Raw genomic sequence first — 12740 nt, forward strand, 5'->3', positions numbered from 1 at the left:
TACAAAGACGCCAAACCGCTAAGTTTTATTCTTGCAGTTTGGCGTTTTTGTCATTTTATTTAAAAATGCAATTGAATTATTTCACGCAGATTTTTTTGTTCGATTGAAATTAAAAATCTGCGTGCAAAAAAACTTCGCGACTTCACGCCTTTGCGAGATTTTTTATTAATTTTAGAAGCTATTCCCGCTATCCGCTTGTATCTTTTCCTAGCTAAAGAAGCTAGAAAAAGGATACCGCTTCTATCGGGGCTAAAAACTCTTAGGTATGCAAGAAGCCATCGATTTTCTATCAACTAAAAATCCAATCTTTCAGGAAATTATAGAAAAGTATGGATTACCGCCCATTCCAAAACGCCCTCAAGGTTTTGAAACATTGGTATTGCTTATTCTTGAGCAACAAGTTTCTATAGATTCGGCGAAAGCCACATTCTTAAAGATCAAAGCGTATACAATTTGCAACCCGGAAACAATGTCGGTTTTGTCAGATGAAGAATTCAGAAGTCTTGGTGTAAGTCGTCAGAAAACAAAATATATTAAAATTCTGGCTGATGCAGTTTTAAGCAAAGAACTGGATATTGAAAGTTTGGCTACAAAGTCGGCGCAACAGGTTCGGGAAGAATTGATCAAATTAAAGGGAATTGGAAATTGGACTATCGATATTTATCTGATGTTTTGTTTACAAGAGCCTGATTTGATTCCGTTAGGCGATATTGCAGTTGTAAATACAATTAAAGAATTACTTGATATTCATGATAAACAAGAAATGGAAATTCATGCCCAACAATGGAAGCCATATCGATCTTATGCAACATATTTGTTATGGCATTATTACCTAAATAAGCGAAATAGGAAAATTACATATTAACTGTCTGTTATTTAAAAGAAAAGTAGGCAGATTAATGCAGTTTTTTATTGTAAAAAAGGATTGTTTAGTTACTTTTGCAATCGCAATTATAGAAATAATAAAAAACGAAAATGACCGCAGACAAACTAACAACTTTCGATGTATTAATCGAAATACCAAGAGGAAGCAGAAATAAATATGAGTACGATTTTGAAATCAAAAGAATGCGTTTCGACAGAATGTTATTCTCTTCAATGATGTACCCTGCTGATTACGGATTTATTCCTGAAACTTTAGCCCTTGATGGAGATCCTCTTGATGTATTGGTTTTAGTAAACGAACCAACTTTTCCAGGATGTGTTATGGAAGTAAAACCAATTGGTGTTTTCCACATGGCTGATGATAAAGGACCGGATGAAAAAATTATTTGTGTACCGGTTTCAGATCCAATCTGGAATTCTTTAAATGACCTTTCAGATATGAATCCACACTTAGTAAAAGAAATCGAGCATTTCTTCCAGGTGTACAAAGATCTTGAAAACAAAAAAGTAGATGTAGAAGGTTGGGGAGACGTAAACGAAGCTTTTGCAATTATTGCTGAGTGTACAAAACGTTTTAACGATATCGAAAACAAACCAGAGGGATTATTTAGTATTAAATAATTTTTACCCTGTTCCATTATAAAAAAAGCAATACTCCGTCAGGAGTATTGCTTTTTTGTTTAAATTCGTTTAGTTAGATTGTTGATTATTAACCAAAACCATTACTATATTATGAATGCATTTATGATTTACTTGCCAATCGTTATGGCAATTATTGGATTACTTTTCATGGGAATAAAAAGGACTTGGGTTTTAAAACAAGATGCGGGCGACGGAAAGATGAAAGAGATTTCAGATCACATTTACGAAGGCGCCCTCGCATTTTTAAAAGCAGAATATCGATTACTAACCTTTTTTGTAATTGCTGCAAGTTTAGTTTTAGCGGGAATTTCTTTTATCGTTCCTACCACACATATATTAATAGTAGTAGCTTTTATTTTTGGCGCATTTTTCTCAGCATTAGCCGGAAACATGGGAATGAAAATAGCAACTAAAACGAATGTCAGAACAACACAAGCCGCTCGTACAAGTTTACCACAAGCCTTAAAGGTTTCTTTTGGTGGCGGAACCGTAATGGGTTTAGGCGTTGCGGGTTTGGCAGTTCTAGGTTTAACAGGTTTTTTTATTATTTTCTTTCAGATATTCATGAATGGAGTTTGGACTTCCTCTCAAGATATGACTAAGGTTTTAGAGACTTTAGCGGGATTTTCACTTGGAGCAGAATCTATTGCTTTGTTTGCCAGAGTTGGTGGTGGAATTTACACTAAAGCCGCCGACGTTGGTGCTGATTTAGTAGGTAAAGTTGAAGCCGGAATTCCGGAAGATGATCCTCGTAATCCTGCGACAATTGCAGATAACGTAGGAGATAATGTGGGAGACGTTGCCGGAATGGGGGCTGATTTGTTTGGTTCATATGTAGCAACTGTTTTGGCCGCAATGGTTTTAGGGAACTATGTGATCAAAGATATGGGTGGAAATATCCAGGATGTCTTTGGCGGAATCGGACCAATTTTGCTTCCAATGTCAATTGCAGGTTTCGGAATTTTATTCTCGATTGTCGGAACTACGTTAGTAAAAATAACAGATGAAAATGCTAAAGAAGCACAAGTTCAAAAAGCATTAAATATTGGAAACTGGGTATCGATTGTTTTAACGGCAATCGCCTGTTTCTTTTTAGTAAAATACATGCTTCCAGAAGTAATGACAATGGAATTTTTTGGTGAAGGTTCTCAACAAATTTCGTCACTGCGAGTTTTTTACGCCACATTGGTCGGATTAATTGTTGGTGGTGCTATTTCATCAGTAACAGAATATTATACAGGATTAGGCACAAAACCGGTTATGGCGATTGTGCAAAAATCTTCGACAGGAGCAGGGACAAACGTAATTGCAGGTTTGGCAACAGGAATGATCTCTACTTTTCCAACAGTATTATTATTTGCTGCTGCAATCTGGATTTCGTATGCTTTAGCAGGATTTTACGGAGTTGCACTGGCAGCCTCTGCAATGATGGCAACGACCGCTATGCAATTAGCAATTGATGCTTTTGGACCAATATCTGACAATGCTGGAGGAATTGCCGAAATGAGCGAATTACCAAAAGAAGTTCGTACCAGAACCGATATTTTAGATTCAGTAGGAAACACAACCGCAGCAACCGGAAAAGGTTTTGCAATTGCTTCTGCAGCATTAACGTCATTGGCATTATTTGCAGCGTATGTAACTTTTACAGGAATTGACGGGATCAATATTTTTAAAGCGCCAGTTCTGGCAATGTTATTTGTTGGTGGGATGATTCCAGTGGTTTTCTCAGCCTTGGCTATGAATTCTGTTGGAAAAGCGGCAATGGATATGGTTTACGAAGTACGTCGTCAGTTTAAAGAAATTCCGGGTATTATGGAAGGAACTGGAAAACCGGAATACGGAAAATGTGTTGAGATTTCGACAAAAGCGGCTTTACGCGAAATGATGTTACCGGGAATTTTAACCATTGGTTTCCCGATTGCAATTGTGTTATTAGGAAAATTAGTTTATGGAGATAACAACCAATTGATTGCTGAAATGTTAGGAGGATATATGGCGGGTGTTACCGTTTCAGGAGTACTATGGGCAGTTTTTCAAAACAACGCCGGAGGAGCCTGGGACAACGCTAAAAAATCTTTTGAAGCCGGAGTTTTAATTAATGGTGAAATGACTTATAAAGGTTCTGATGCACACAAAGCAGCAGTAACCGGAGATACAGTTGGAGATCCGTTTAAAGATACTTCTGGGCCTTCAATGAACATCTTAATTAAATTAACTTGTTTGATTGGATTGGTAATTGCTCCAATTTTAGGAGAAGGACATTCAACTTCAGGAATTGCAGAAAAAGGTGCTTGCTGTAAAATGGAAATGCATGCAGGAACTGCTTCTAAATGCGGAAATCTGGCCATGCTGACCAAAGAAGAATGCATTAAAATGTGTAAAGAAAAAGGATGTTCTGCAGAAGAAACGGCAAAATGTCTGGCGCATTACGATGCAAACGGAAAATATGCACATCAAAAAACAGATTGTTTTGATACAAGAAAATACAGCAAAAACAGAGTTGAGGTAAATTTATCTACGACCAATGGTGTAACAGTTGGAACCGTAACCAAAACCGAAAACGGTAAAACAACAACAGAAGTTTTTGAAGGTACAGAAGCAGAAGTGAAAGCAAAGATTGAAGCTGTGAAATAAAAAACAACTTGTAAACTTTGACAAAGCTTTTGATATAAAAAAATGCCTCTAAAATTTTAGAGGCATTTTTTATTTAATTAAAGCATATTCCTTAATTAAAGTTGAGGCTGGAATATTAAGTTTTTCATTTAAAACTCTAATTTGAGTAATTGTTAGAGCTCTTTTTCTTTTAAAAATTTCTGAAACTCTAGAACGGCTATTTAATATTATGCCTAAATCAGCATCGGTAAGTCCATTTTGTTCCATCATAAATTTAATAGCTTCAATTGGATCTGGTTCTGGAATAGGATAATGTATTTTCTCGTATTTTTCTATAAGAGTTACCAAAATGTCTAATTCATCAGCTTCATCTGTATTAGGTTTAGCATCAAAAAGAGTATTTACTCTTTCTAAAGCTAAATCATAATCTTGTTCTGTTTTAATTGGTCTTATATCCATTTTACAAGTTTTTAATATCTTTTAAATCGTCATATTCATTGTGGGTTCCAACAAATAGAATATAGACAATTTGTGTTTCATAATTAATTTTCACAATTAAACGATAATGGTTTCCACAAATATTAAAAACTACTTTATTATTCCCTATAAAATCTGCAGAACCAAATAAGGATTTTATTGAATTAGAATTATCAAAATTGTTTTTATCAAAAACCTGATACCAGGATAATAATTGTTGTTTAGCATTTGGAAATCTTTCCCAAAAATTCTGCAAGGTTCTTTTGGCTATTATTCTCATAATTAACTATGGCAAATATACTGAATTTTCCCAAAACGGGAAAATTCTTTTTGGATGAAATAAAAGTAAGAAATTAATTATAAATAAAATTATCTTTTAAAATTTTAGAAACAAAAAATGCCTCTAAAATTTTAGAGGCATTTTTCTATTAGTGTAAATTCGTGAAATTCGTGTTTTTTCTAAAACAACCCATTCAATTCAGCATCAATTCTATTAATGATGTTTCCTAAATCTTCAGGATTATCTACAAAATTGATATTATCAACATCAATAATCAATAATTTTCCTTTTGAGTAAGTCTGAACCCAGGCTTCGTATCTTTCGTTCAAACGGCTTAAATAATCGATAGAAATAGAGTTCTCGTATTCGCGTCCGCGTTTGTGAATTTGACCTACTAAGTTTGGAATAGAGCTTCTCAGGTAAATCAATAAATCGGGAGCTTTTACCAATGATTCCATTAATTCAAAAAGTGAAGTATAATTTTCGAAATCGCGGCTTGTCATCAATCCCATTGAATATAAATTGGGAGCAAAAATATAAGCATCCTCATAAATGGTTCTGTCCTGAATGATTTTTTTTCCGCTTTCGCGAATTTGCTGCACCTGACGAAATCTGCTGTTTAAGAAATAAATCTGCAAATTAAACGACCAACGTTCCATCTGGTGGTAAAAATCATCCAAATACGGATTATCAACAACATCTTCGTAATGTGGTTCCCATTTAAAATGTTTGGCTAATAATTTAGTCAAAGTAGTTTTTCCAGCGCCTATGTTTCCTGCTATTGCTATGTGCATTACGGTGTTACGATTTTATAATTGGTAATTTCTTTAGTTGTAAAAATAGATAAAATTTGGTCTTTGTAGCAGAATTTATCAAAGGTTTTTTCTAAAACTTCGATTTCAGAAACAGTATTCGAATTTGTATCAGAAATGTCTTTAAAATACAACAAATTAGCCTTGCTAAAAATGTACTGATGATTGTTTATAATTTCGAATTTGTCAAAATCGGGCACTTTTCCCAAAGCCCTTGTTTTTCCGAAAATATCGCAGGAAAACCAATTATTCTTTTTATCAATCCAGTAAAAAGTATTAAAATCAGTTTGATAATATTTAATGGTTTCTGTTAATGGTGTAGAAACCGTTTTGTATTCATTCTTTAAATAATCAAAAAGACCAATTTGCTGGTTTAACGTATTGAAAATCCATAATTGATTTTGGGTAGACATACCAATTGCGGGAACAACAATGGGAATATTGTTTTGAGAAAAATTAATTTCTGTCATTTTATTCAATTGATTGTCAAGTAAAACAACAGTATTAAAATCTTCGTAGAATAAAACAATTTTCAAAGGATTCAGAATATCCGCTTTAGTAATATTTCCAAGAGAAACGCTTTTGTATTCAAAAATCTCATTTCCTTTTACTTTGCTGAAAACATTGTTTTTTATCTGATAGGAAAATCCAAAAGAGTCATAACCTATAAATTCATCAGCATCTAATTTAAAATGAGAGATTGAAGTGGCATTTAGCTTTTGGTTTTGCGAAAAAACAGAGACAGTACAGCCGATAAAGAATAAAAATAAAATGCGAACTGTATTGCCCATAATATTAAGATTTCAGAAGAGCCAAATTACAAAAAACTACCCGATGAATATCCTAAATAAGACATATTTACGTGAATTTTCCATTTAAACCGTTCTAAAACGTAATAGTCTAACTAATAGGCAATTTTGTCTATATCTTACAGCAATTGATATATTTAACTTTCAGTATTTTAAAATAAATAATACATTTGAATGTAAGTTTTATCGGATTTACTCAATTTTAAACAAAACGAAATGAAAAAAGTAATTATATATATGTCTTTGGTCCTTGTATTTACTCAAATGCAGGCTCAAAAAGATTTTCAGGGAATGGCTGTTTATGAGTCAAAAACGCAGGCGCCAAAATTTGAAGGTATGCGGGGCGGTAATCGGGATATTACGCCAGAGATGCAAAAGAACATGGAAGAGCGAATGAAAAAAATGCTGGAGAAAACGTTTATTCTGAATTTTGATAAATCGGCTTCTATTTATAAAGAAGAAGAAAAACTGGACGCACCCGGACAGCAAGGCGGCGGAATGCGAGTGATGATGAATTCGTTTATGGGCGGCGGCGGAACTTTTTATAAAGATGTAAAAACGAAATCATATACAGTTGATAAGGAATTTATGGGAAAAGAATTTCTCGTTGTTGATTCCTTGCCAAAATTAAATTGGAAATTAGAACAGGAAACCAAGCAAATTGGCGGTTACAATTGTTACAAAGCTACGGCTGTAAAAGAAGCCAGTAAAACTGATTTTAGAAATTTCAGGCCTAAAAACAACGACGATAAAAAACCGGAAGAAAAGAAAGACGAAGCCAAAAAAACTTCGGGAGAAACAAAAACCAACTTTGAAGATAATTTTGAAATGCCAAAAGAAATTATCGTAACAGCTTGGTATACGCCGGAAATTCCGGTCAATCAGGGGCCAGAAAACTATTGGGGTTTACCAGGTTTGATTTTAGAAATAAACGACGGAAGAACAACGATTTTATGTTCGAAAATTGTTTTGAATGCCAAAGAAAAAGCAGAAATAAAACCATCTAAAAAAGGAAAAGTAATTTCGCAAAAAGATTATGATGAAACCGTAATTAAAAAGATGGAGGAATTTAGGGAAATGAATCGTGGTCGTGCAGGTGGACCACCTCCAATGATAGGAAGATAAAGCTTCAAACTTCTAAAATTTCAAATTGCTTCGCCTGTTCGCTATCGCTCGGGTCCAAATTACAAAACTTTCAAAATGAACAAAATACTTTGTTTCGTAGCCTTTTTATTGACTTCTGTTTCCTTTTCTCAAAGTGTTCGTTTTGATGGATTCATTCAGGACGAGCAGAAAAATCCGTTAGAAATGGCCAATATTATGGCTATAAATTCGGCTACAAAAGCTATGGATTCGTACGGAATTACAAATGATAAAGGAAGATTTCAGCTTACTCTGAAACCTAATGCATCTTATATCGTAAAAATCAGTTATCTCGGAATGAAATCGAAAGAAATTTCCCTTTCGACAAAGACTGAAAATATAGTACAGAACATTGTCATGGACGGCGCCGGAATTGAACTTGAAGGCGTAGAAATTGTGCGTGAAATGCCTGTTTCCATAAAAGGTGATACGATTGTTTATAATGCAGATTCTTTTAAATCGGGAACAGAAAAAAAACTGGAAGATGTACTGAAAAAGCTTCCCGGAGTTGAGGTAAATGCTGATGGTGAAATTGAAGTTGAAGGAAAAAAAGTAAGCAAATTGATGGTTGAAGGCAAAGATTTTTTTGACGGAGATACTAAACTTGGCGTTAAAAATATTCCTGCCGATGCCATTGATAAAATTCAGGTTTTGCGAAATTATAATGAAGTCAGTGCTTTAAAAGGTTTAGAAAACGATCAGGATAATGTGGCGATGAACATTAAACTGAAAGAAGGCAAAAAGAACTTTTGGTTTGGTGATGTTACTGCAGGAATTGGAGTTGGAGAACTCGATAGCCGGTATATTATTAACCCGAAACTATTTTATTATAGTCCGAAATACAGTATAAATTTAATCACCAATTTTAATAATATTGGAGAACTGCCGCTTACGGCGCAGGACTATTTTAAGTTTACGGGAGGTTTTAAAAATATGATGAAAAAGGGCGGAAGTAATTTTAATATTTCTTCGAATGATATTGGGATTTCACTTTTACGAAACAATCGCGCCAAGGAAATTGAAACGAAATTTGGAGCAACAAATTTTGCTTATTCCGTTACGAAATCCTGGAATATTAGTGGTTTCGGAATTCTTTCTTCTTCAAAAACAGATTTGGAAACCAAGTCTCAAACTACCATTTTAGATTCTGGCGATGAGCAAAAACGAGATGAATTAACCCATCAAAAAAACAATTTGGGTCTTTTTAAACTGAGTTCGACTTATAAGCCAAATGATAAATTTCAATTTGATTATGACATCTTAACAAAATTATCCAAACAAGATGAAGACACCAATTTGTTGCGGGAATCTGTTGTTGATAATATTTCGGATACCGAAACTATTTTAACGAATAAAAAGCACGATCCAACATCGGTAAATCAAAATTTGAGTTTGTATTATACGCAAAGCACCAAAAATATTTTTGCTTTTGAAATGCAGCATTTATATCAGGATGAAAATCCGTTTTATAATGCCAATTTAAGAACACAGCCTTTTGATTTGGCAGGTTATGTTTCCGGACAAGACAGAAATGATTTGAATCAGGATCGTTTTGTAAAAACCAATAAAATCGATGCAAAACTGGATTACTATTATATGGTAACGCCAAAAAGCAACATCAATATTACATTTGGGAATACCTATTCACATCAAAATTTTAATTCTCATATGTTTCAGATTTTGGATAATGGTGATAAAAATGATTTGAATACATCGGAAAATAATAATCAGGTAAATTATAATTTTGATGATGTATTTTTAGGATTTCATTATAAAATATTGACAGGGAAATTTACATTAACACCCGGATTTAGTGTGCATTCGTATGCGATGAAAAACACGCAGTCAGGAACAGATTACTCTCAGAATTTTACAAAAGTATTACCGGATTTTTTTGCTCTTTATCAAATTAAAAAAGCAGAAACGCTAACTTATAATTTCTCTTTGTCAAACGATTTTACAGATGTTAATCAATTGGCCTCGGGTTATGTTTTATCTGATTACAGTAGTTTGTTTAGAGGAAATCGTTTTCTGGAAAATGCTACTTCGCAAGTGCATACGTTGCGATATTTTAAATATAACATGTTCAATTTTGAAAATATTTTTGCGAATGCAACTTATACTAAAAAAGTAGATGCAATAAAAACAGCGGCAGAATTTACAGGAATTAATCAGTCATCTGTTCCTTATAATTCAAATTTGGCAGATGAAACTTTTTCGGGAATGGGAAATTACGGTCGATCATTCTTGAAGAATTATAAAGCTTCTGTAAATGCAAGTTTCAATTGGTCGAAGTTTAATAATATTCAGAACAATCAATTGGCTACAACAGAAAGTTTTGTACAGAGTTATACTGTAAAAGCTTCAACAAATTATAAAAACCTGCCCAATATCGAGTTTGGATACAATGCGTTAATCAATAAATACAGTGGTTCGACCTATTATACAGACAAACCTTTTGCGAGATTAGATTATTATTTTCTGAATAGTTTTTCGTTTGTTTCAGAATATGAATTTTACCATTATTATAACGGGAATAAAACAGTCGATAACGAGTATGATTTTCTGAGTGCCAGTTTAATTTATCAAAAAAAAGACAGCAAATGGGAATATAAAATATCGGCTACAAACTTGCTAAACACAACCTATTTAAATGATGACAGTTTTTCGCAGTTTTCTACAAGGGTTTCTCAATATACCGTGCAGCCGCGCTATATTATTTTTTCGATGAAATATAATCTATAGTATCTATTAAGTATCTATTTTTGGATTTAAGGCAATTGATTTCGATAATAATCAAATATCTTTACGTTTAATATTAACAAGCCAAAATTTATATTATGCGCAATTATATATGGAGTTTCTTATTGTTTTTTTGTGTAGTGTTTGCCTCTTTCTCTCAAACAAAAACAATAGAAAAAGGAACTTATATTTCTACAAATAAGGGTCAGAAAATCAAATTAAACTTATTAGACAATAATAAATACGAATTGGTTTTTTACTCTGGTGACTACAAGATTAAAGGCGATTCTTTAGTATTTATTCAAAGTAAAAAGGTCGAAAATCCTTTTAACCTTACTTATAAGAATGATAATAAATCCCAAAAAATTAAAATTAAGTTTATAGATCCTTCTTTTTATTCATTTTATGTAGGAACACAAAAAGGGTCTGAAGCTGTTCAATATGAAAGACTTTCAGATATTAAAACCAAGCTGGATCCCGAATGGACGAATATCGACGTAGAGTTTGAAATTGATCGTACCGATTATTTATATTTAGTATTCGAAGAATATGAGGCAAAGAGTACAATTTCAAAATTTGCTTTGCCAAAAGACGTTTCAGAAATTACGATTAAATATGAACTTAATGAAGTAAATGATTTAAATCTGGCAGGTTTTTATGATAAAAAAACAAATGAATTACAGATTGCAGAACATGCAGGAAAAAATCCTCTGACCTTTATAAATTCAAAAGATGCGCAGCCTGATGTAGCATCAAATGTTACGCCAATTGAAAATAAAAGTGTTTTAAAATGGACATATCCAGGAAAAGAACCTTTAGTTAGCGATGATTTTGGAGTTGCTGTAGATAGTGCTGCAACAGTAGATTATGCTTCTAAATATGATTTTAAATTTAAAGTCGAAAACAATTTAAAAAGCGCTATTGCTGCTACTAAAGCTGCTAAAACTAAATTTTTAATAGTTTATAATGATAGTAAAAACCCTGCAGCAAAAACTGATTTTGATGCAGTATTAAAAGATCTTGAAGAACAGGTTGGGTATTATATGTATGATGCTTACAATGCGCAATATGATGTTTTTAATTATTATTTGGCTACAGGCGATGATAAAAAATGGCTTAAAACCAATAAAATTTCTGACAGTCCTGCTATTGTAATATTAAATGGAGATGGAGATGTTTTGGCAACCGCAAAATCGAATTTATTAGATAAAAAATCAGAGTTAAGTTATTATGATGAGTTTGCCAAAAAACTGCAAAGAGCCAATGCATTTTTTGCTTTTGCTAAAGTGGCAAAGAATAAAAAAGCAACAGATACTGATGTTATTTCGGCTTTTTATAAAGCTTCAATACTTGATATACCGTATGAATATGAAACAACAGATTCTGTTACAGTAGAGTTAAATCCGGTTGATTTTAATATTGCAAAAGTTGCTCTGGATAAAAAAGAAGTGACTCAGATCTGGAAAAAGTTAATTGAATCACACCAAAAAGATACAAAACCAAACAGAGAATTGGTAGAAACGATCTTGAGAGAAATAAAAAATGTAGGTTTCACTAAACAGTTTTTTAATGAAGAGCGTGTTTTTAATGACACCGATTTCTTAGCAATTGATTATTTGTTAAAGCATTATGATGCCATTGAAAAAATGAGCATAGAAGATGAAAATGGAACTGCCTTAGCATTACTAAAAGGAAGTTTAAGTTTTGAAATTTCATCAGCTTTGCAACAAAATAGTTATGTAACGCAAGAAGGTGTTGAAGGAAAAGCAAATCAGAATAAAATAATTGCGATCTACAAAAAGTTGATTGCAAGCGGTAAAGGAAATTTTGATTGTTATAAAAATTACTTTGAATATTTGAATTCAGATAGTCAAAACAGTGTGGATGATATTGCTTTCTTAAAAGAATTTAAATCTTATTTTGATTCGAATTTATCAACCGAAAAAGGGAATGCTATTGAGAGATTAGACAGTATGTTTGCGACATTAGACACTGATTCTGATTATTCTTATAACGGATGGAATTCATTTAAAGATTACCATTCCAATCTTGCGAATAATGCTGCCTGGGCAACAGTATTAAAACCTGCAAATAATAGTTTCATAAAAGATGCTGTAAGTTGGTCAGAGTATAGTTTAATTGTAACTAAAAACAATCCGTATTATTTAGATACATTAGGGCAGTTGTATTATAAAGACGGTCAAAAAGAGAAAGCAATCGTAACTCAAAAGTTGGCAGTTAAGTTTTTAACTGATGAAATTGACGAACAAACTGCCGTTGAAATTCGCGAAACATTAACTAAAATGGAAGACGGAACCTATTAGAATTTTAAAA

At 32.9% G+C, this 12740-nt stretch carries 10 protein-coding genes; 6 read left to right on the forward strand and 4 right to left on the reverse strand.

What is annotated here, in order from left to right:
• Nucleotides 1–265: 265 nt before the first annotated feature.
• The 3 genes from RT99_RS18050 to RT99_RS18060 all read left to right on the forward strand — a co-directional run bounded on the left by RT99_RS18050 (nt 266) and on the right by RT99_RS18060 (nt 4164).
• A complete protein-coding gene (locus RT99_RS18050) occupies nt 266–865 on the forward strand; it encodes a DNA-3-methyladenine glycosylase (protein WP_042566139.1) in 600 nt (199 codons plus the stop codon).
• A gap of 110 nt (nt 866–975) precedes the next feature.
• Entirely contained in the window at nt 976–1506 is a 531-nt protein-coding gene (locus RT99_RS18055; RefSeq protein ID WP_042566140.1) for an inorganic diphosphatase, read from the forward strand.
• A 111-nt stretch (nt 1507–1617) separates the two neighbouring features.
• Nucleotides 1618–4164 carry a sodium-translocating pyrophosphatase gene (locus RT99_RS18060; RefSeq protein ID WP_042566141.1) on the forward strand — a complete coding sequence of 849 codons (2547 nt, stop codon included), beginning with the start codon at nt 1618–1620 and terminating at the stop codon, nt 4162–4164.
• Between the two features lie 69 nt (nt 4165–4233).
• Here the strand turns inward: RT99_RS18060 and RT99_RS18065 are convergent, their stop codons facing one another.
• The 4 genes from RT99_RS18065 to RT99_RS18080 form a co-directional block, all read right to left on the reverse strand.
• Entirely contained in the window at nt 4234–4602 is a 369-nt protein-coding gene (locus RT99_RS18065; RefSeq protein ID WP_042566142.1) for a type II toxin-antitoxin system HigA family antitoxin, read from the reverse strand.
• Nucleotide 4603: 1 nt separating this feature from the next.
• On the reverse strand, nt 4604–4900 hold the full coding sequence (locus tag RT99_RS18070; RefSeq protein WP_042566143.1) for a type II toxin-antitoxin system HigB family toxin: 297 nt from the start codon (nt 4898–4900) through the stop codon (nt 4604–4606).
• A 179-nt stretch (nt 4901–5079) separates the two neighbouring features.
• Nucleotides 5080–5694 carry a deoxynucleoside kinase gene (locus RT99_RS18075; protein ID WP_042566144.1) on the reverse strand — a complete coding sequence of 205 codons (615 nt, stop codon included), beginning with the start codon at nt 5692–5694 and terminating at the stop codon, nt 5080–5082.
• Nucleotides 5694–6503, reverse strand: a complete 810-nt coding sequence (locus RT99_RS18080) for a hypothetical protein (RefSeq protein WP_042566145.1) — start codon at nt 6501–6503, stop codon at nt 5694–5696. Before RT99_RS18080 ends, RT99_RS18075 begins: the two co-directional genes overlap by 1 nt.
• A gap of 234 nt (nt 6504–6737) precedes the next feature.
• Between RT99_RS18080 and RT99_RS18085 the strand changes: the two genes are divergently transcribed.
• The 3 genes from RT99_RS18085 (at nt 6738) to RT99_RS18095 (ending at nt 12730) form a co-directional block, all read left to right on the forward strand.
• Nucleotides 6738–7646 carry a GLPGLI family protein gene (locus tag RT99_RS18085; RefSeq protein ID WP_042566146.1) on the forward strand — a complete coding sequence of 303 codons (909 nt, stop codon included), beginning with the start codon at nt 6738–6740 and terminating at the stop codon, nt 7644–7646.
• Nucleotides 7647–7721: 75 nt separating this feature from the next.
• On the forward strand, nt 7722–10409 hold the full coding sequence (locus RT99_RS18090; protein ID WP_042566147.1) for a TonB-dependent receptor: 2688 nt from the start codon (nt 7722–7724) through the stop codon (nt 10407–10409).
• 95 nt (nt 10410–10504) lie between these two features.
• On the forward strand, nt 10505–12730 hold the full coding sequence (locus RT99_RS18095) for a hypothetical protein (RefSeq protein WP_042566148.1): 2226 nt from the start codon (nt 10505–10507) through the stop codon (nt 12728–12730).
• Nucleotides 12731–12740: the final 10 nt, after the last annotated feature.

This window comes from Flavobacterium sp. MEB061, from assembly GCF_000834715.1.
Classification (GTDB): domain Bacteria; phylum Bacteroidota; class Bacteroidia; order Flavobacteriales; family Flavobacteriaceae; genus Flavobacterium; species Flavobacterium pectinovorum.

Coding starts and splice junctions, on each gene's coding strand:
- RT99_RS18070 (WP_042566143.1), bottom strand. CDS start 4,900: ATGAGAATAATAGCCAAAAGAACCTTGCAGAATTTTTGGGAAAGATTT.
- RT99_RS18050 (WP_042566139.1), top strand. CDS start 266: ATGCAAGAAGCCATCGATTTTCTATCAACTAAAAATCCAATCTTTCAG.
- RT99_RS18085 (WP_042566146.1), top strand. CDS start 6,738: ATGAAAAAAGTAATTATATATATGTCTTTGGTCCTTGTATTTACTCAA.
- RT99_RS18080 (WP_042566145.1), bottom strand. CDS start 6,503: ATGGGCAATACAGTTCGCATTTTATTTTTATTCTTTATCGGCTGTACT.
- RT99_RS18075 (WP_042566144.1), bottom strand. CDS start 5,694: ATGCACATAGCAATAGCAGGAAACATAGGCGCTGGAAAAACTACTTTG.
- RT99_RS18055 (WP_042566140.1), top strand. CDS start 976: ATGACCGCAGACAAACTAACAACTTTCGATGTATTAATCGAAATACCA.
- RT99_RS18065 (WP_042566142.1), bottom strand. CDS start 4,602: ATGGATATAAGACCAATTAAAACAGAACAAGATTATGATTTAGCTTTA.
- RT99_RS18095 (WP_042566148.1), top strand. CDS start 10,505: ATGCGCAATTATATATGGAGTTTCTTATTGTTTTTTTGTGTAGTGTTT.
- RT99_RS18060 (WP_042566141.1), top strand. CDS start 1,618: ATGAATGCATTTATGATTTACTTGCCAATCGTTATGGCAATTATTGGA.
- RT99_RS18090 (WP_042566147.1), top strand. CDS start 7,722: ATGAACAAAATACTTTGTTTCGTAGCCTTTTTATTGACTTCTGTTTCC.